Genomic DNA, 19,580 nt, shown 5'->3' with positions numbered 1-19,580 from the left:
TCTTGGTGGGCGCCCCATTACAAAATGGCTACGGGTGTTGATTAATACTGTACAGACTTAAAAACATGCAACCACATACAAGTCTTGACTCTGCCACCAGTCTGTGTTAGTAGCACCCCTGTGCTAGAGTGGGGGGTTGTTGTGGCTAGGATTTTCTGCTTGTTGAGTCTCGTAGTGTTGGTGGCAAGCTTCCCGCTAATTAGTAAGTTTGTCTCTGGGGTAAAACGGCAGGATCGCGAGGAGATAGAAGCCATAATTGAGGAGTATATATACAAAAATCCGCACAAGGTTATCACTGCACTCAGTAAGGGACAGGTAGCCATGAATGAAGTCGAGATGCGGCGAAAAGTTGCAGAGAACAGGACTGCATTGGAAGACGTTTCTTACCCATCATTTGGCAACAAAGAGAGCAAGGTCCTGCTGGTGGAGTTTTTTGACTTCTCCTGCGGATATTGCAAATCCATGCTCTCACACGTCAAGCAATTGCTTGAGGACGGGGAGGTGCGCATAGTTTTTCGGGACCTTCCAACACTTGGAGAGGCTTCTATGCTCGCCGCACGTACGGCACTTGCTATATACTTTGTGAACCCAGAAAAATACATAGACTTCTACTACGCAGCCCTAGGGCATAATAGGAGGTTCACGGACGATGAAGTGCCTGATATTGCGGAATCTGTAGGTATTAAGAAAGAAGATCTCAGAAAGTCTCTGGAGCAGAATGACAGCAAGATAAGCGCTATGATCGCCGCTACCAGGGAACTGGCTGAACGGCTTAATATAGGGGGAACTCCCTCAGTCGTGGTAGGAGATACAGTGTTGGTCGGGGCGAGCGATCTCAAAACGCTACGCGATTTGATACAAGGCGCCACGCAGGGCAACGACAAAAAACACAAGTAGTACTAGTGCCTGGCACTTTGTAGACACAGAAAAAAAGGTGGTTCAGTCACTGCCGTGGGCGGCTCTCTCTATACCCGGTATGTAGTTCCTGAGATCGCTGATACTGACAGTTTCTTGCACACCGGTGGCCATATGCCTGCAGATCACTTCACCTCTGGCTATTTCTTCATCTCCCAGGATTAGCGCCAAATCAGCGCCAAACTTGTCAGCATATTTGAGACCAGTTCTGAGTTTCTTGACTGCACCATTGCATAGGACTTGTATACCCATACCACGTAGTTCACAGGCGGAGCGCATAGCACACTTTACAGCCTCCTCCCCAAGAGGCAAAAAAACAACTGAAAATCTGGCAGGTCTGTTGTAGTCCATCAGAGCAGCGAGTCTTTCAATGCCGCCGGCAAAACCAATAGCTGGCACATCGCCACCACCCATGGAAGCAACGAGTTTATCGTACCTACCCCCAGCAATCACAGCATCCTGCGAACCCAGGCATGTAGTTTTGAACTCAAACACCGTGCCACAGTAATAATCCAGCCCTCTAACAAGCCGCGGATTTACTGTGTATGGGATGCCCAGGTTGTCAAGATACTGCATCACGTCACCGAATATCGCTCTAGATTCAGCATCATAAAAATCACCCACGGTCGGTGCATCACCAAGTATTGCAATATCTCCATGATCTTTAGAATCCAGAACCCTCAGGGGGTTTGTGTGCATTCTTCTGCGACTATCCTCAGAAAGTTCATGTTCATACTTTGCAAGGTACTTTAGAAGGCAGCCTCTGTAGGACAAAATACTCGCTTGACTCCCGAGAGAATTGATTTCTAGCCGCACACTATCATGCAGATGCAGCGCACCCAAGATATTGTGTGCCAGCGCTATGAGCTCTGCATCCGCAGTACTGTCGCTGGCACCAAAGTGCTCATAATTTATCTGATGAAACTGCCTTTGACGGCACTTTTGAGGCCTTTCATAGCGAAATACTGGACCAACGGTAAAGAGCCTAATCGGCGTTGCAAGCTTACTGCATATCAGCATCCTAACCACCGCAGCAGTAAGCTCGGGCCTGAGCACGAGTGCATCACCACTTCGATCAGTGAAGGAATACATCTCTTTTCCAATGATGTCTGAGGAATCCCCCAAAGTTTTGGTAAACACATCCTGAAACTCAAATATTGGAGTTTCCACGGGCACGAATCCATATCTCTCACCCATGTCTCGGGCAACATCGCGTATGTACCAGAACTTATGGCACTCATCCGGCAGAAGATCTCTAGTACCCCTCACAGGCCGGAAGCTACCCATATCCATACAAGTCTCAAGACAGAAAACCGGGCTCGTCGCTACAATCGCGTAGCACAGCTATGTTGTACATTCTTTTGCAAAATTATCAACTGAATGTAGAATGTACGGCGTGGGGGAATACAATGAACACCGAACGTAGGGCACTATACGAAGGCAAGGCCAAAATCATATTCCCCGGACCTGATCCGGACTCTGTAGTACAATACTTCAAGGACGACATCACCGCTTTTAATTCGCAGAAGAAAGACGTCCTACCCGGCAAGGGGACGATTAACAATCGCACAAGTTACCTGTTGTTGCAGTATCTGGAAAATCATGGAGTTAAAACCCATCTACTCGGGCTACTCAATGACAGAGAACAGTTGGTGAGAAGAGTTGACATGATCCCCATGGAGATTGTGGTTCGCAATCTGGCGTACGGTGGTTTTTGCACAAGATTCAACGTCACCCAAGGAGAGCCGATATCGCCACCTGTAGTGGAATGCTATTACAAGAACGACGCTCTATCAGACCCTATGATGACAGAAGACCACGTGGTGAGCCTTAAACTTGCGACTCGCAACGAAGTCGACTACATAAAGGCAGAATCTCTACGAATAAATGCAATCTTGAGCGCAATGATGCGCGAAATTAATATCGTGCTGGCAGACTTCAAGTTGGAGTTCGGTAGGCTACGCCAGGCACGCGGAGAAATTATACTTGCTGACGAGATTAGCCCAGATACGTGCAGACTGCGCAACTCATCCGATAATGCGGCGCTGGACAAAGACGTATACCGGCTCGGTACGGGTGACACACTTTATGGCTATGCTGAAGTACTACGCAGAATTGAAGAGCATTTACCATCGCGCAGTTAGTATCACGTGGCTGTAGGGCCACAAGCTGTGGGTGATGAACTTCGGGGTAATGGTGATTTCACAGTACAGGATACCTCCCCAGCACGACCTGCGGTGCGCTTCCACATCCGCAGCAGCATGGGACTAGTAATTACAGCGCCATAACACGTCGCTCGGCAACCAAACACAGGCAGTGTGCTGTACATCATGGACACATACCAAGCAGCGTTAAATGCCGTCCCAGCGAGTACCCGCCCCTCACCCAAAGCATTCGTGTTAACCTTGCGGTTTGTTGTGCTTCACAGAACTTCAATAAAGTCTGCCGCCTAAATAACGGCAAAAAACTTTGACACATGCTGTATGTAATATGCGACCACGGGAGCGGTAAACATAAATCCATCAATGCGGTCTAATATACCACCATGCCCAGGCACTATAAAACCGCTATCCTTAACTTTGCATAGACGTTTAATGCCGGACTCCACAAAGTCCCCACATTGCGCAATCACCGCAATAATTGCACCAATGAAGAGTGCATGGGGAACAAAAAATATCCCGAAAATAATTGACATTAGCAGCGTCACCACAGAACTGAACGCTATGCCACCAAACAGGCCCATCCAAGTCTTGTTTGGGCTAACCGAAGGCAATATTTTTCGCTTGCCGAAGTTCTTACCAACGAAGTACGCGCCTATGTCTGTACTCCACACACTCAGTATCATCCACAGCAGTATTATGACCCCATGTGGCAACGTGTATAGGTACACTGCCGAAGCATATGGAAGCGCAACAACAAAAATGGCGGGGATATAAAGATATCTGCGGCCACCTGTTATTTGATACCATTCGAATGCAGACACCATCGATAGGGAGAAGCACACAAGATAGAACAAGCGCCCCCCAAGGAAAATGCTGCATAGAAACGCACTAGCCCCCAAAATCGACGTCACAGTTCTGATGAGCAGACTGTCGTCAATTGCTGAAAGCTTGAAGCCGGGTATCTTTTCCTTCAATCGGAATATGCAGTTACTAGATTTTTCGCAAAACTCCCTAATTCTCATGAATCCCCCAAAATAAAGCTGCAAAACACCAAACCTGGATACCGCAGCCCGGATGCCTGGTTTATAAGCCCGATCTTTGACATTATACACACAGGGCGGCCTACCTGCCATATTTCCTATCTCTGGCAAGATAGCTGTCCAGCGCATCAGAAAAATGCGCGGCGGTAAAATCTGGCCACATGGTATCACAAAAGTAAAGTTCTGCATACGCGAGTTGCCAGAGCAGAAAGTTACTGACGCGTTTCTCACCGCCAGATCTTATCAGTAAATCAACATCCGGAAGGTCTTTAGTCCACAAAAATTTACCTAGCGTTTCTGCATCGATAGAATCAACCTTCGCACTCAACGCCGCATTCACAGCATGTATTATGTCCTGCCTGGCACCATAGCTTATTGCGACATTTAAGAACAGAGCATTGTTTTTGCGCGTCCCCGACTGGACATCTAGCATGAGCTCAACCAGGTCCTCACGCAAAAGTTTTAGGTCCCCGACAAATCTTATGCTGACTCCGTGGTCGCCAGCAAGCCTGTGCAATTCCTGAGAAGACAAATATTGAGAAAACAGGCTCATTATGCTGTTGACCTCCTCAGCACTCCTGAACCAGTTCTCCAGGGAGAAAGCGTACAGAGTAAGATGCTTGATGGCGCGGTCAATACACGCAATAGCTATGTCCTTGGCTACCAACATACCCTTCGCATATGCCTCCACCTTGGGCAGCCCCAGATTCTTAGCCCATCTACCATTGCCATCCATTATTATGGCAACATGCTCGGGAAGCCTGCGCACCATGTCAGATACCCAAACAGGGCTAGCCTAAAATTTCGCTTTCTTTAACGGAAAAAGCTTCGCTTATCTTTTTAATAAACGCATCTGTCACCCTTTGTACCTCCGCGCTCACAGAGTGGAAGTCATCCTCTGAAATCTCTTTATTGTCCTGCATTAGCTTGAGCTTCTCTATCGTATCCCTTCTTATGTTGCGTACCGAAATTTTGCCTTCTTCTGTAAGCTTACTAAGCATCCTCACAAGACTTTTCCTAACATCATTGGTCAGCTCAGGAACCACAAGCCTTATTGTAGTTGCCTCACACGTCATACCAAAACCGAGGTTAGAAGCTTCTATAGCAGCTTTTACCTCACCAAGCACACTAGCATCCCACAGTGAAATCAGCAGAGTCCTACCAGAAACAGATACGCTGGCCACCGTATTGAGCTTCACCTTGTTGCCGTAGTAAGTAAGGAAAACCCCATCTAGCAGTGAGGCACTGACCCTCCCTGTTCTAATACCCGATATATCGCTCAAGAACATCGAAAAGGTCTTTTCCATCCTCTCCTTCGCGCACTCTTTAATCGCGTCCGTCATATACCTACTCCTAGTCAGATATAGTTGTAAACAGACCCCTGCCCTGCACGGCCTCATAAAACGCCCCGTCCTTGCCTAGATCAAACACTATGATCGGCACAGAATTCTCCCTGGCAAGCGATATCGCGGCAGCATCCATAATCTTCAAGTCAGAAGCCAAAAGATCATGGTAAGATATTTTGTCGTACCGAACTGCGGAACCATCTTTCTTGGGATCAGAGGAATAAACACCATCCACCTGCGTCCCCTTAAATATAGCATCACAGCGCATCTCTATACCGCGAAGCGCAGCTGCGGTATCTGTGGTGAAAAACGGGCTGCCGATACCGGCCGCACATATAACCACCCGCCCCTTCTCAAGATGGCTTACAGCACGTCTCCTTATATAAGTCTCACAGACAGCTGTCATTGGTATGGCAGACAGTACCCTACACTCCACGTCCATCTCTTCCAAAGCATTCTGCAGTGCCAACGCATTAATCATAGTTGCCAGCATGCCCACATAGTCGTTACTAGCCCTTTCAAACCCATCTGAAGTGGACGAACCGCGAAATATGTTACCTCCACCAACAACGACACAAAGCTCTATACCAGACCCTCTTACCCTTTTAAGGTCGCGGGACAACCTGAGTACGACATCAGGATCAAAACCGAACCTTCCTTCGCCAACCAGCGCCTCACCAGACACCTTGAGCAAAACCCTAGAGTACCGCGCGCCCCCAGCGGCGGCACTGTCACCTACCGACATCTCAAAACGAAACCCGTCCCCACAGCCTGGCAGGATTATACAACAACCATACAAAGATGCAATCGTCCATGCGGAGGACACGGCGTATGCATCACACTGCAAGGGCATGCAACACAACTTGCGGTGGGCGCAGCACATCCTTACTCGCCACATTGTACTCTAACACCACAAAGTGCGTATCGCACCGGTGTGTGGTAAGATAGTTTATTGCGCCGCCGCCCGTCCTTGTTGTGCGCTGCTCGCGCCCCTTGACTTATCATCTATAGCCTTGAGTACTCTCTTGAGCAAGTTTGGCGCAAGAATCGACAAGAAATTCACCGACACATCGTGGGCTTTATCAGTTCCCTTCACTTTGTAGTCAATAGCAACTACCCCCCTACTGTACCCACCAGTAAGCAGTTTACCGATCAGGGGCGTATTCCATATAAGCTTACTAACTGCGTATGCTGGTACTATTTGACCGCGCACATCGAAACTCTTCGCGCTCAGGTTGATTGTCCCACCTACACTAATACCGAGCTCCACTCCCTCTATCCACGATTCATCGAAACTGATAAGGCTGTCACTATAACTAAACGGCACATTGAGCTTGCCAAAGCGTATGCCGCTGCCATTGAGTGTATTACCTATCCCCTGTAGAGACGAAAGCGTCAATATCTGTGCAAGTATGGGTGCGTTCACTATGTTAAAATTCGTAATCGAGAACACTCCCTGAGTCCTGCCAAGGTGATCGTCGGGGTACATGTATATGGACAGATTGCCACCATCAACAGTGCTCACAACATCAATAGCTCGCAAAAAATTCCCCGCATCTTCTGTGCTAACTTCCAGCCCCCTAGGCCCATACTCTATGCTGACAGGGACATTGTCATTGGCGAAGCGAGCGCTCATTTTTGCGCGTAAGCCACCGTCTTCGCCGCAATCCAAGCTGAATAAAAATTTCTTCATGAGCACATTGTTTTTCATTAGAGCACTACGTGCGCGCAGATCTATTTTAAGCTTACCTTGATTCCGCGACTCCCTATTTAGAAAAGACCCCAAATTCGCCTTACTAAGGTCCAAAAACTTTCCCCCCAATTTCAACACCAGGTTGCCATTTTCGGATTTAATAGAAGCTCGAGCATCGGTTTTCAGGAATCGCACCCGATCAGCCACCAGGTTCACATTATTGCCAAGCTGTCCACTTAACCGAATGTCTATGTCTTGTCCCTCAATAGTCGCACTACGCACCCTTATGTTGCCACTCCTCTCCACTGACGCAGCAAATTTCAGTATTCTTTCCTGGGTACCTTGCTGAAAATACCCCAAAGCTGAGTACAAGCCAGAAACATCAAGCACGCCGTCCACTTCGGCTCCGCTGGAGCCCGGATTATTACTCACCCAATCTATTGTTGCCTTAGCATATCCACTGAGATCAACATGTCTGGCCACCGCACTGAATTTCTGTATGTTTTCTCCAGAAATGTAGCCATCAAATTTGCACAGCATGCTTCCATCGCTCCTTGTATCACCACTGGCAGTGAGAGTCATATCCCTATCATTCAGCTTTCCCTTAACAGTCGCCTCAATTCTCCTGTTGTGAAAAATAAGATCTAAACCAGCACTGTGTATATCAAAGCTGCTCAGCACCCCACTCACTGCGAGGTTGCCGACTTCAGATGCTATGTAAACGTCACTATGTGTGTCAGACATTCCAGTCAAATTTGATACTTCCACGAGGAACTTTGTAACGGCGATACCCGATATGTTTTCAGTCGCAATACCAAATCGCTCCTGCCCATCTATTGCGTTGTACAGCTTACCAACATCACCAAAGGCCCTGCCCCGCACCTCAAGCTTAGCATCGTGACTACCTATTTGCTTTACGGTCGCAACACCCTCCACAGCGTCTATACCTCTGTAATTGTAATTGCCTGACCTAATAACCAGGGTTCCCTTGTCAAGCAGTAAGTCTCCGTCAACCACGTTAACCGCACCTAGCTCATCACTGATGCTTATAGTGGCATCTCTCACATGGGAGCTGAACCGGTAGTTTTCTACGTTGCGCATATCGCTAATATGGCCGCTAAAGGACAGCTGTGGCTCTCTGAATGCACCATCCAACACGTTACCACAGTACCAACGCTTGAGGTCGGGATACAATTCCTCAGACCAATATTTGCAAATCCGCTGCGCTTTTATCTCATAGCTTCCAACACTAGCATCAAGTCGGCCGCTTCTTGCACCAAAGGAAGCCCGCGCTTTTAGGGCAATATCGTCCACAAGGAGATTGAAATCTGACAGCAAAAGCTCACGATCGCTATACCTGGCCTTTGCCCTAAACCCGTGAACAGTGATATCACCATGGCGCTCATAAGGAACTTTGCCTTTCAGGCTCTGCAGGTCTATATCGCAATACTCTATCTGATTATGTGAGTCTAACACCACATCTGCAGTCCCGGAAAGTAGCATCTTGTTATATGATGGCAGCACACCATCCAAGAACCTGATATACTCAAACAGCGCTGTGTTAAAATTATCGCACTTTAGATTGAGTGATATAATGCCTTTGTAGTGCTCAGAAATTTCGACTTTGACAGACGATAAGCTGCTTACTAACTCCAGCGAAAAGACCCGCCCATCGTATCTTTCCTCAGTGCCAAACGACAGTGAGTCTACTTTCACGCTCTCGCCGCGTTGGTTGCTAAGAGTCATACTGCCAACCTTTACTGGCACGCTAGACCTTACCAGCATTAGCAGCTTCTCTCGAAGGGCAGCGATGGAAAATGAAGTTTGGGCAGCGCTCACATCCGTTCCGGGATCAAAAGCACTGAGGCTCACTTCCGGAATTTCAACTCTACTCGCACCCCAGTCCCCCCACAAAAATAGGATACCCACTTTGGAGTAAATCGAAATTTCGGGAATCTCAGTCCTAAGACCTGACTTTTTATCTACAATTATTAACCCGCTCGCGTGCAGAAAGAAGTTCTCATCGGCCCTACGCCAAGAAAGTTGCACATCCTGTATATCAACGTCGGCACCGGTGAAGAATTGCGACAGCTTGAACTTCAAATATAGGTCTATAATGCCGGTGCGGAATTCTACAGTATCCTTGGTGCTGGCATGGTAGTACAGCATCCCCCCGAATGCAAGCACTGCACCAACAAGCAACAGTTTTACGCAAGACCATATCATAGAGTTCATAGAATTCGACAAAAGCGCTACCGGCAGATCATTTGGGCGCAACCAAGCGGCGCTCTGCCTCGTTTCTGGCGAGTGCGTCAGCCTCTTCGTTGTACTTATCCCCTGCGTGAGCCTTTACCCACCTCCACTCAACACTATGTAGTAACGTCAGTCTTTCAAGCTCTACCCACAAGTCAACATTCTTCACAGCAGACTTGCTAGATGTTCTCCATCCGTTCATTTTCCATCTGCCAATCCACTCCGTAATGCCGTTTTTAACATACGTACTATCTGTATTGATACACACGCCACACGGCACGGTCAGGTTCGCCAAGGCCATAATCACCGCAGTGAGCTCCATCCTGTTATTTGTAGTATTATTGTCACCACCCGATATCCTGCGCTCCTCCCCACTCTCAAAAAGCAGCACAGCTCCCCAACCTCCAGGTCCAGGATTGCCAGAACAGGCACCATCGGTGTATATGGCAACCCCCTTCCTCTCCATAAGCACCATACATCCGCCGTTTTCGATTGTATTCCAATGTTTCGCATAATACAATGACATTCATGGTTGGCCGCTGTCACACAGCTGGGAGGATGTTTGAGCGAAATTAACTATTGTCGGTGCCCCCGGGGCGTAGGAATCTTCACACATTTTGTCAGGTTGCTGGCTGTCACATGTGAGCTGCGCCTATAGATATGCGCATGACAGGCTCTCTAGAGATAATAACGGGTGCTACCACAGAATCTGTGGAAATGCTGATGGCCCAGGCGTGCCATAAAGACCCTCAAGCTTCGCTCATGCTCATCGCACAGGAAAGTATCCCGCTGGAACTTCTTGCAAAAACCTTAAGATTTTTTGACCGGAAGCGGAACATATTTATTTTTCCAAAGTGGGACTCGGCACCACACAAGAGGGTCTCACCCAGTAGCCTGATCATGGCAACCAGAATGAAGTGCCTGCTCGACGTTGCCGAGAACAAAAACCCGTACATATTGCTCACAACTGTAAATGCAGTCATGCAGAAAGTGCTGCCTGTGGAAGCAGTGGCCGAATCCGTCCTCAGAATTGAATCAGACCGCAACCTTGACATGGATAAGCTAATACAGCATCTAGTAGTGTGCGGGTACACGCAATCCTCTTCGGTACGCGAGGTGGGAAGCTTCGCGGTGAGGGGCGAGATAGTTGATATCTTTCAGCCAATCGACAATAAACCTGTAAGAATAGCCTTCAACTACGACGCCGTTGAGTCTATAAAGTATTTCGACCTAGACACACAGATAACAGCCAATTGCGCTGCACTGCCAAATCTGGTTGTCTACCCAGCATCTGAGGTTATAAAGACCGCAGAAAACCTTGGGCGCTTCCATGAGAGATACATGCAGTACCCAGAACCTAATATGGTATTTGTCAAAGCCATGCTCGCCAGACAAAAATACGTGGGGGAAGAACAGTGGTTACCCTTATTGCAGGAAAATGGGCTCTCCACCATTTTTGACTATGCACCAAACGCAAAACTCGTATTTGAGGAATCAATCCTTGAAGAAATATCACAGTATACAAAAAAGACACGGGTTGGGGATAGCGCATTGCAATTTGCATGCGGTCCGGATGCACTGTTTCTTGACATAAATAGCTATACACGAGCCACACAAGACTTCCACAAAGTTATGCTATGCAAATTCGACGCTAAACCTAAAAACAACCCATGGGGCCATACGAAAGTTAGCCACTCCCCCAGCGAGGTTAGTGCTACCCCCAATTTTAGGTTGGCAGCTCAAGAACACAACACTGATGTGTTCGCGATAGCTGCTGACTATATCAATAGTATAAACAAGACCCTGATTCTGGCATGCTACTCAGAGGGGTCTTTGCAATACCTGGTTGATAAATTCAAAACGCGCAACATATACATGTCCAGAGTGCATGAGTATGAGGACTCCAAAGCGAGGTTCAACGCAGCAGTGCTGCCTGTAAGCTATGGCGCCGTCACGCGGGATTTTGCCATCATTACGGAATATAGCCTACTAAGACGTCAGTGTTCCTCCAACCGCCCTTCTGGAACAGTGATCAGCGAAGACGCCTGCCCAACAGTTGGAGATGTAGTGGTGCACAAAGACTATGGCATAGGAATATTCAATGCGCTACGCACACTCAATGTGTGCGGCAATTTGCACGATTTTGTAGAAATTCTCTATCGCGACAACGACAAATTTTTCGTCCCAGTAGAAGATATTGACTTAGTGACAAAATACGGCACCAATGCCGATATTGTTTTGGATAAACTTGGAAGTGCATCATGGCAAGAACGTAACGCTAGGCTTAAGAAGCGTATCAAAGACGTGGCGCAGATGTTGCTGCGCTCGGAAGCAATGCGGATGCTTGCAGAAGGCGACAAGTTCCTTGCAGACCAGAAGTACATAGATTTCTGCAAGGAGTTTCCATACGTAGAAACTGAAGATCAGCTCAAAGCCGTATCAGAGGTCGAAGAGGATCTTGCAAGTGGGAAGGTAATGGACAGGCTCATATGCGGAGATGTAGGGTTCGGGAAAACAGAGGTTGCGCTACGTGCGGCGTTTTTGGTCATAAACGGCGACCCCACAAAGCAGGTGGCCGTGATAGTGCCCACAACTCTGCTGTGCAGACAACACCTTGCGGTGTTCAGGGAGAGATTCCAAAAATATAACATAAACGTACAACAGCTCTCAAAAACTTCAACGGCGCAAAAGTCCAAAATCAAAAGGGAGTTGGCGAGCGGAGACATCAATATAATTGTGGGCACAAGCGCGCTTCTCTCCAGCGATATAGAATTTCTCGATCTCAGCTTACTGATTATTGATGAAGAACAACACTTTGGCGTTCGACAGAAAGAACAACTCAAAAAACTTAGGTGTGGTGTGCACGTGCTGTCCCTGTCTGCCACGCCCATTCCCAGAACGCTTCACATGTCGCTCTCTGGAATAAAGAGTTTCAGTGTCCTGAGAACACCACCTATGGGCAGAGTAGCTGTAGATATCTCTGTGATACATTACGATGACGATACAATCAAAATGGCAATACTAGACGAAATAGCTCGGGGTGGCAGGGTATTTGTCATCTGTCCATTTATCTCTGACATCAACAGTGTGTTGGCAAACCTGCAAAGATTGGTCCCGGATGTAAAGGTGGAGGTCGCACACGGAAGAACGCCAGTTGGAGCGCTGGATAAAATTATGAATGACTTCTTCGATGGAAAATTCTCGGTCCTCCTTACCACATCCATAATAGAGAGCGGGATTGATATACCCTTCGCCAATACCATCATCGTACATAATGCGGATATGTTCGGTCTTGCGCAGCTATACCAGCTGAAAGGAAGAGTGGGCAGAAGTGCCACTAAGGGCTATGCATATTTCATAGTGTCGGACAAGGCGCTGCCCGGCTCACCGGGTATCAGAAGATTGGAGGCAATTAAGTCTTTGAACAGTATAGGTTCAGGATTCGCGCTGGCTCTGCAAGATATGGACATGCGAGGTTTTGGGAATCTAGTAGGCGAAGAGCAGTCCGGCAACATTAGAGAAGTGGGCATTGAGCTATATCACAAAATGCTGGAAGAAGCCATAGCCGAATGCCAAGAGAAAGCGGAAAACGCCGATTGTCACAACGTAAAAGTAAACATATACGCAACCATCAGAATTCCTGAATCCTACATAAAAGAGCTAGATCTGCGAATCAAGGTATACAAAAAAATCAGCAGCTTGAAAACGGGAGAGGAGGCAGATCTTTACGTTATTGAGCTCACAAACAGATTCGGCCCGCCACCGCTTGAGGTAACAAACCTACTAAATGTCATGCGCATCAAGCAACTTTGCTCCTTGCTTGGCATATCGGAGGTCACACAGGCCAAACAGCACATAACTATGTCGCTACCGCAAAATGCCCATGCACCTCCGGGAGTGCTGAAACATGTAATCAACAATCCTAGTATTTTCACAATACACAACCACGGCGTGAGGATGTCAGTCACTGGAACGCCGCAACACAAGACAGCCGAGTGTATTTTATTCCACCTGCTGCGTATGGCAACTGCACCGTGCGACTAGCAACAGGCACAATTTGGAGTGCGGCGCCCCCGCCATTGATGTGTCGCATCTAATATGCGAAGACAAGCGCACCCACACTCACACTAGCTAGACCAGCAGGCACAAATGCTGTACGGATAAGATAACCCGCAGCACTTCCTACATAATTGAACGCAGGACAAAACACAAGGTTGACAAGTTCCCTCTGTGTGGATACAAGACGTGGTGAACTGCTAGGTGTTACGCAACCCGGGGTGTTGCCGCTGCACCAGGAGTTCCGTGTGTTCCTTGCAGCTGAGGGTTTTATGTTCAGCGGAGTCGTGGCAGCAGTGGGTGTCGTTGAGGAGGTATCACCGTCCGGGGATAATGACGTAGCAGTCCGCTTAGGCGTGGACAACGCGGGCCTTTTGGCAAGGGTAGACATCGGCAGCTCAGTTGCATGCGCCGGTGTTTGCCTCACAGTTGTAGACAAGGGCAAGAGCAACACTTTCACAGTAAACGCGTCGAAGGAAACACTTGGGGTCACTAACCTCAAGCATTGGAGTGTGGGCACTAAGGTCAATCTCGAGCCGTCATTGAAAATGGGAGACCCCATAGATGGCCACATGGTGCAGGGCCATGTCGATGGAGTGGGGAAGATAGAGTCTGTAGTTCGCATTGCTGGCTCCCACACGCTCATGGTAAGTTGCGATGAGGTATTGTCGAAGTACATATCGCGTAAAGGCTCTGTAACACTGGACGGAGTCTCTCTGACCGTGAACTCGTCCAGCAGCGGGTTGTTCATGGTGAACGTAATCCCATATACGTGGAGTCACACTACATTCCAGTACCTGGAAGCTGACAGCGAGGTCAATATAGAGACAGATCTCATAGCCAGATACCTGGAATCCCTCCTCAAGGATACAAAAGCCAAAGACGACTAGCGGCGCTGCCCTGGCCCTGAAGCGCGCCCCAGAGATCTAGGGGGGTTTAATGCGTGGCCGGCACCAAGGCCAGTGTCTCAGTAACCACTGAGAATCCTATCCACCAACTCTTTCACAGTTGGAATGTACCCACCACTGTAGAACTCATCCTTACCAAATCTGTACGCGTTGTACCCAGAAAACATGAGTTCCCTGTCGCAATCACCCTTGCGTATTATGTTTTGCAGCGTCTTGTAGATACAAAAACTCCTGGGGTCTGGCTTCTCTCCCGTGCTATGATCTCCGTGATCCTTCCAATTGCTGAACTTACAGTGGCTCAAGCACCCCACACAACCGACCTGGTCATCCCGTATCTCTTTAGCCTTTTTCTCTGTAACGAAAATCACAGTATCGTTGGGTGTTTTGAGCATCGTATCGTAGCCGGCAGCTATCCAGGTATCGGCAAGCTCCTTGTCTGAGGGCTTGACATATATGTCTCGCCCCCTGAGGCCAAACTTCATGGCAACCACAAAGTCACCCCCGCATTCGTTGCTGAAGGGGATCTGACGATCGCTTCGCTCCTGTAACTCAAGCAAAAACTCATTTCTCACCGCTGAAGAGTAAAACCCCGTGGGGCTGAACCTGTTGAGCAGCACATCCCCAACCTTGAGGGAAAGCAGCTTCTTCTTCCAGAACATAGAAATAGGACTCTCTTCCGTAACTAGAGGTCTCGTACCAAACTGGAACGCCACAGGACCTATTCTGGCATCATCTAACCAGGATTCCCACTCTTTCAGGTGCCACACACCCCCAGCCATTATCAAAACAACGTCAGAGAGGCCAACTTCGTTCATGAAAGATCTGATCTCCGCCACCCTGCCGAACGGAGCCTCGGGCACATTTGGATCTTCGCTGTTACTGAGCCCGTTGTGACCCCCTGCAAGCCATGGGTCTTCATACACTACGCCACCCAGCAGCTCCCTAGGAAACTTACGATAGGAACGATTCCATAAAATCCTGAAGGCGCGGGCAGATGAAACTATCGGGTAGTAGTAAACCCCGCACTGCATTGACACCTCAGCCAACTTGTACGGCATGCCAGCGCCGCATGTTATACCGTGAATCAGGCCTTTGGCACCCTCGAGCACCCCATACAGAATCTCGCTCACATTGCCCATTTCCCATAGCACGTTCATGTGTATCCTGCCACACCCTTGTGACACATCACTAGCCATGCGGGCTTGGCTGATGCCAGCCTTTATACTGTAGCTTATAAGCTCGCGGTTGCGTTCCCCCCTGGTTTTTCCTGTGTACACGAGGGGCACGTGCTCTCCATTACTGTCCAGAAGCGCCGGGCTTGCACAGGAGAACGTACCCACAGCATCCGCAGCAGCAAAAGCCCCGGAACTCCTCCCGTCACTAACACCAATCCCCTTGCCTCCCTCAATAATGGGCCACACCTCGCGCCCGGAAATACGCACCTTCTTGATTCCTTTGAGCAAAAGAGCAACCCTCCCCACTTAACGCTGCAGCCCCGCAAAGACCCAGCGCGCGCAGCACGAAAATGCACGAAATACCCTAGAGTCTAGCGCCTATGCATTCTACAGTCAACGAAAATGAGACCAAAGCTTCTAACTGCGGTCACACACGAAAGGGGGCGAAATCCCGGAATTAGCCTATCTACGGGAACACAAATGGTGCACTCCACTGGGCCATGGCGTTGGCTTCGACCACCAGATGAAGCACCCCCCAACCGGGTGCCCCCTCATCCACATGCTCAGTTCCCATGGTCATCCCTACTTAGCATGCTTTGCATATTGGCAACAGTCTCCTGAAATGGCACACTCTCTTCTTGTGGAAGCTCAACCACAACTTTATCTATCCCAACTTTTTGGGGGTCAACATGCTTACCCCTATACAACACCTCATAGTGCAAGTGTGGCCCAGTAGATAAACCCGTGCTCCCCACGTACGCAATCACCTGTCCGCGCTTAACCTTGGACCCCTTGATCAATCCCGTACTAATCTTGCTTAGGTGGGCATAGGCCGTGGAGTACAAGTTTCTATGGCGTATGAGTATATACCTCCCGTAGGTACCCCTTGTCCCCACAAACTCCACTATACCGCTGTCCGCAGCCCTGACGGGGGTACCCAGGGGCGCAGCATAATCGACTCCTTTGTGGAACCCGCTGTAACCGCGTATAGGGTGCCTCCTAGTCCCAAACTTCGATGAAACACGAAACGCGCTCCCATCGCCAATGGGATGCTCAAAGATGCCCCTACCAAGGCTACGCCCCTCGCTATCACAGTACCTAGCGGTTCCATCTTTCATAAGGTGCCTATAGAGCTTGAGGCTCGTGTTCCTGCCGTTTTGCCCTTTGATATTCAAGGATGTATACAGAACGTTCCCATCGGCTACCGAATTTCCTTTATCATCGAAAAATCTCTCAAACAGAACATCAAAAGTGCTACCTCGGGGGATTTTCTCCAAATCTGTACGGCCACTATATATAGATAGCAGTTGCATAATCATGGTATCCTGCAGCCCGTAGTTAGCCGCAGATGCAAAAAATGATTGCTCCACAGGGCCAATCACCCGCAGAATTCTTATCTCCCGAGCGCTGCTTTCAACCCTTGCTATGTACTCACCGGTTGAATTCCTGCGCGCTTCGAAAACGTACAGAGAACGTGCGGGATTCACTGAAACAAAATCCAGACCGTTGCCCAATCCAACACTTATTTTGTCTCCAATGTCTATTCTGTCGATGTTATACACCTCACTGAGAGACTTAGCTGCAGCAACCGCTTCTGCCGCTTGTGCGCCCGCATTGCACAGCACACTGATTACGCTGTCTCCCTTTTTTACAACAACCTGAAGTGCCTCGCGACCAGCAACGCCACTGTCAGCAAAAACAGCCTGTGAAAAACCCAAAACGACAGAAAGCACGCTCAGCACGCGGATCACTTCAGATAACACTACCTACATCACCCACAAACCCCGGACCGACGCATTTCATACATCATAAAATCCCCCTAAACAAGCACTAAAACCCTGCTGCAAGGCACAGGTGTCACCATCTCCTGCAAATCCCTCAAATATTTAGCTTTTACTCAGTACAGCAATGCTATACCATCAACGGTTTCTATACTACTTGCGATCAAGCCATGGATAACATTCCCTCAGTCACTAAACTAGAAAATAACTTCTCCATAGTCTCCGAAAGGGTACATGGAGTAAATTCTGTGGGAATAAGCATATGGGTGAGAACAGGCGGCAGACATGAAGAAAAAGGGAAGATAGGCTTGGCGCATTTTCTGGAGCATATGGCATTTAAGGGCACAACAACAAGGTCCGCATTGGACATTGCAATGACCTTCGATCGCATCGGAGGAAACTTTAATGCGTACACGGACAAAGAACACACAGTGTACCACGTCAAGGTAATGAAGAGAGATGTAGGTGTGGCCATGGAGGTCCTGGAGGACATCGTGCTGCGGTCAGCATTCCCGGAAATTGAAATTGAGCGAGAAAAGAACGTTGTGCTGCAGGAGATATACCAAACAAACGACGTGCCGAGTAGTATCATCTTCGATAAGTACATGGAGGTTGCCTACAGAGACCAGATTTTTGGGGCACCAATCCTGGGTTCTGAGCAGTCAGTACTAGGCTTTTCCAAAGCTGACCTTGTGCAGTATATGGATGTAAACTACTACGGGAATAACATGATTCTCTCCGTAGCCGGAGATATTAGACATGAGGAAATCGTGCACATGTCCGAAGGGTTTTCCCAAATTAAAGACCGTGAACGGCACCCTGTTACTCCCCCCACATACACGGGAGGGCAATATTTAGAGGATAGGGATCTAGACCAGGTCAACATAGTGATAGGGTTCCCCGGGGTGTCATACCTTGACGAGCGGTATTACGTAATGCAGGTTTTGGACTCAATACTGGGCAGCAGTATGTCCTCAAGGCTGTTCCAGGAAATAAGGGAAAAGCGGGGGTTGGTCTACAGCATTTCCTCTTTCAATTCCAGTTACTCTGACAGCGGGCTCTTTTCTATACACGCGGCAACCGACGAGAGTAAACTTCGGGAGCTTCTTGAAACAATAGCCAGCGAGATGAAAAAACTACCTGAAACCGTGCAAGAGGAAGAGCTATTAAGGGCGAAAAGCAAGCTGGAATCCGAGGTTCTGATGTCCAGAGAGAGCACTGTAGGGAAATCGGAGGCTATTGGCTACTGCTATGCACATTATAACAGGTACATCACCAAGGATGAGATGATCCGCAAAATACGCGCTGTAAGCCTTGATGACGTAGTGAGCGCAGCAAACCTTCTACTGAAGGACAGCAACAGACTGACCGTCGCAGCGATAGGTAAAATAGGCTCTCTCCCCAGCCCGGAAGCAATATCAAACATGCTCGCATAGCGTATGCGTACAACGCCACTGTGCGGCAACAGCCGGGCCTACAATGGTGCCTGTACCTTATTTACGCCCCAACTTGGTTGCCTTACCGTCTAATGCAGAATAGTTAGGATGCAGCAAGGCCAACCTTTCGATTTCTTCAGAAATGCTGCCAAAGTCGTGGCCACCATCGTATCTTTGCCCATTCAAGAAGAATGCAGGCGTGGCGTTCACGTCGAGTTTATTCACGGCCAGAAACTTTTTCTGCACTATACTATCCATGAGCGCCTCGTCGGTCGTGCATCTCTTGAACTCCTCATCGGAGATATTGCTAATCTTGGCAATGTTGGCCAGTAACCCAAGGTCTTTATGAGTTGCAATCAGAGCGTCAAATGAGTTAAACACCGCCTTGGCATAGGCGAAAAACGCCCGGTTGTCTTTGTAGCAAGAACCAAGCATGGCCGCAGTAAGTGAGAGCCTATCCAAGGGGAAATCCCTAAGTATATACAGAAGTTTACCTCTATCTATATACTCGCTCTTAAGCCTGGGAAGCACCTTGGTGGCGAAATCTGCGCAGTGAGCACACGCAAAAGACGCATATTCCACCATAACTACGGGGGCACTGGTGTTCCCTAAAAACCTATCTCCGGAAACCAGCCCAAGCAACTCTTCCGCTGTATTGGCAGCATCATTAGCCACTTTTGCATCACCGGATGAGGTAGCACCAACTTCTCCACCAACAGCCGCGGAAGCACCGAGCAACACAAAACACAGGCAGACCGCTACGAGGGGAATGCCCGCACAACACCGCAAAAACCCCATAATTCTACCACATTCTA

General features: G+C 48.6%; 15 protein-coding genes. 5 read left to right on the top strand and 10 right to left on the bottom strand.

Annotated elements, in window-relative coordinates; all coding sequences use genetic code 11:
- The first annotated feature begins 141 nt into the window (after positions 1-141).
- Positions 142-897 carry a DsbA family protein gene (locus tag OC187_RS02960; protein ID WP_262998127.1) on the top strand — a complete coding sequence of 252 codons (756 nt, stop codon included), beginning with the start codon at positions 142-144 and terminating at the stop codon, positions 895-897.
- A 42-nt stretch (positions 898-939) separates the two neighbouring features.
- Here the strand turns inward: OC187_RS02960 and hisS are convergent, their stop codons facing one another.
- Positions 940-2,208: a histidine--tRNA ligase gene (gene hisS / locus OC187_RS02955; protein ID WP_262998129.1), complete on the bottom strand. Its 1,269-nt coding sequence runs from the start codon at positions 2,206-2,208 to the stop codon at positions 940-942.
- Between the two features lie 116 nt (positions 2,209-2,324).
- Here hisS and purC point away from each other — a divergent pair, with 116 nt between their 5' ends.
- Positions 2,325-3,059 (top strand): phosphoribosylaminoimidazolesuccinocarboxamide synthase, encoded by a 735-nt coding sequence (gene purC, locus OC187_RS02950; protein ID WP_262998130.1) that lies wholly within the window; start codon positions 2,325-2,327, stop codon positions 3,057-3,059.
- Between the two features lie 305 nt (positions 3,060-3,364).
- Here the strand turns inward: purC and OC187_RS02945 are convergent, their stop codons facing one another.
- From OC187_RS02945 to rnhA, 6 genes are all read right to left on the bottom strand, one after another.
- The gene (locus OC187_RS02945; protein WP_262998131.1) at positions 3,365-4,210 is read right to left on the bottom strand and encodes a phosphatidate cytidylyltransferase; all 846 of its coding nucleotides are present in this window, start codon (positions 4,208-4,210) and stop codon (positions 3,365-3,367) included.
- Positions 4,200-4,889, bottom strand: a complete 690-nt coding sequence (uppS, locus tag OC187_RS02940) for a polyprenyl diphosphate synthase (RefSeq protein WP_262998132.1) — start codon at positions 4,887-4,889, stop codon at positions 4,200-4,202. The genes OC187_RS02945 and uppS overlap by 11 nt, the downstream gene beginning before the upstream one ends.
- 19 nt (positions 4,890-4,908) lie before the next feature.
- Complete coding sequence (frr, locus tag OC187_RS02935; protein ID WP_262998133.1) at positions 4,909-5,460, bottom strand: ribosome recycling factor; 552 nt, start codon at positions 5,458-5,460, stop codon at positions 4,909-4,911.
- A 10-nt stretch (positions 5,461-5,470) separates the two neighbouring features.
- Positions 5,471-6,208: a UMP kinase gene (gene pyrH / locus OC187_RS02930; RefSeq protein ID WP_262998134.1), complete on the bottom strand. Its 738-nt coding sequence runs from the start codon at positions 6,206-6,208 to the stop codon at positions 5,471-5,473.
- 204 nt (positions 6,209-6,412) lie between these two features.
- Entirely contained in the window at positions 6,413-9,391 is a 2,979-nt protein-coding gene (locus OC187_RS02925) for a DUF3971 domain-containing protein (RefSeq protein WP_263008583.1), read from the bottom strand.
- Positions 9,392-9,419: 28 nt separating this feature from the next.
- On the bottom strand, positions 9,420-9,875 hold the full coding sequence (rnhA, locus tag OC187_RS02920) for a ribonuclease HI (RefSeq protein WP_262998136.1): 456 nt from the start codon (positions 9,873-9,875) through the stop codon (positions 9,420-9,422).
- Positions 9,876-10,069: 194 nt separating this feature from the next.
- On the opposite strand from rnhA, the gene mfd reads away from it, so the two are divergent.
- Positions 10,070-13,453: a transcription-repair coupling factor gene (gene mfd / locus OC187_RS02915; RefSeq protein WP_262998137.1), complete on the top strand. Its 3,384-nt coding sequence runs from the start codon at positions 10,070-10,072 to the stop codon at positions 13,451-13,453.
- A 233-nt stretch (positions 13,454-13,686) separates the two neighbouring features.
- Positions 13,687-14,355, top strand: a complete 669-nt coding sequence (locus OC187_RS02910) for a riboflavin synthase (RefSeq protein ID WP_263008582.1) — start codon at positions 13,687-13,689, stop codon at positions 14,353-14,355.
- A 77-nt stretch (positions 14,356-14,432) separates the two neighbouring features.
- On the opposite strand, the gene OC187_RS02905 is transcribed toward OC187_RS02910, so the two are convergent.
- Positions 14,433-15,836, bottom strand: coding sequence for an NAD(P)H-dependent flavin oxidoreductase (locus OC187_RS02905; protein ID WP_262998164.1), 1,404 nt, complete (start codon positions 15,834-15,836; stop codon positions 14,433-14,435).
- 275 nt (positions 15,837-16,111) lie between these two features.
- Positions 16,112-17,311 (bottom strand): M23 family metallopeptidase, encoded by a 1,200-nt coding sequence (locus OC187_RS02900; RefSeq protein ID WP_262998139.1) that lies wholly within the window; start codon positions 17,309-17,311, stop codon positions 16,112-16,114.
- 188 nt (positions 17,312-17,499) lie between these two features.
- Between OC187_RS02900 and OC187_RS02895 the strand changes: the two genes are divergently transcribed.
- The gene (locus OC187_RS02895) at positions 17,500-18,765 is read left to right on the top strand and encodes a M16 family metallopeptidase (RefSeq protein WP_262998140.1); all 1,266 of its coding nucleotides are present in this window, start codon (positions 17,500-17,502) and stop codon (positions 18,763-18,765) included.
- Between the two features lie 57 nt (positions 18,766-18,822).
- Here the strand turns inward: OC187_RS02895 and OC187_RS02890 are convergent, their stop codons facing one another.
- The gene (locus OC187_RS02890) at positions 18,823-19,563 is read right to left on the bottom strand and encodes a DsbA family protein (protein WP_262998141.1); all 741 of its coding nucleotides are present in this window, start codon (positions 19,561-19,563) and stop codon (positions 18,823-18,825) included.
- Positions 19,564-19,580: the final 17 nt, after the last annotated feature.

This window comes from Anaplasma capra (genome assembly GCF_025628805.1).
Classification (GTDB): Bacteria; Pseudomonadota; Alphaproteobacteria; order Rickettsiales; family Anaplasmataceae; genus Anaplasma; species Anaplasma capra.
This window is presented reverse-complemented; position numbering and strand designations above follow the sequence as displayed.

Coding starts and splice junctions, on each gene's coding strand:
- mfd (WP_262998137.1), top strand. CDS start 10,070: ATGCGCATGACAGGCTCTCTAGAGATAATAACGGGTGCTACCACAGAA.
- OC187_RS02945 (WP_262998131.1), bottom strand. CDS start 4,210: ATGGCAGGTAGGCCGCCCTGTGTGTATAATGTCAAAGATCGGGCTTAT.
- OC187_RS02890 (WP_262998141.1), bottom strand. CDS start 19,563: ATGGGGTTTTTGCGGTGTTGTGCGGGCATTCCCCTCGTAGCGGTCTGC.
- hisS (WP_262998129.1), bottom strand. CDS start 2,208: ATGGATATGGGTAGCTTCCGGCCTGTGAGGGGTACTAGAGATCTTCTG.
- purC (WP_262998130.1), top strand. CDS start 2,325: ATGAACACCGAACGTAGGGCACTATACGAAGGCAAGGCCAAAATCATA.
- pyrH (WP_262998134.1), bottom strand. CDS start 6,208: ATGTCGGTAGGTGACAGTGCCGCCGCTGGGGGCGCGCGGTACTCTAGG.
- frr (WP_262998133.1), bottom strand. CDS start 5,460: ATGACGGACGCGATTAAAGAGTGCGCGAAGGAGAGGATGGAAAAGACC.
- OC187_RS02895 (WP_262998140.1), top strand. CDS start 17,500: ATGGATAACATTCCCTCAGTCACTAAACTAGAAAATAACTTCTCCATA.
- uppS (WP_262998132.1), bottom strand. CDS start 4,889: ATGGTGCGCAGGCTTCCCGAGCATGTTGCCATAATAATGGATGGCAAT.
- rnhA (WP_262998136.1), bottom strand. CDS start 9,875: ATGGAGAGGAAGGGGGTTGCCATATACACCGATGGTGCCTGTTCTGGC.
- OC187_RS02925 (WP_263008583.1), bottom strand. CDS start 9,391: ATGAACTCTATGATATGGTCTTGCGTAAAACTGTTGCTTGTTGGTGCA.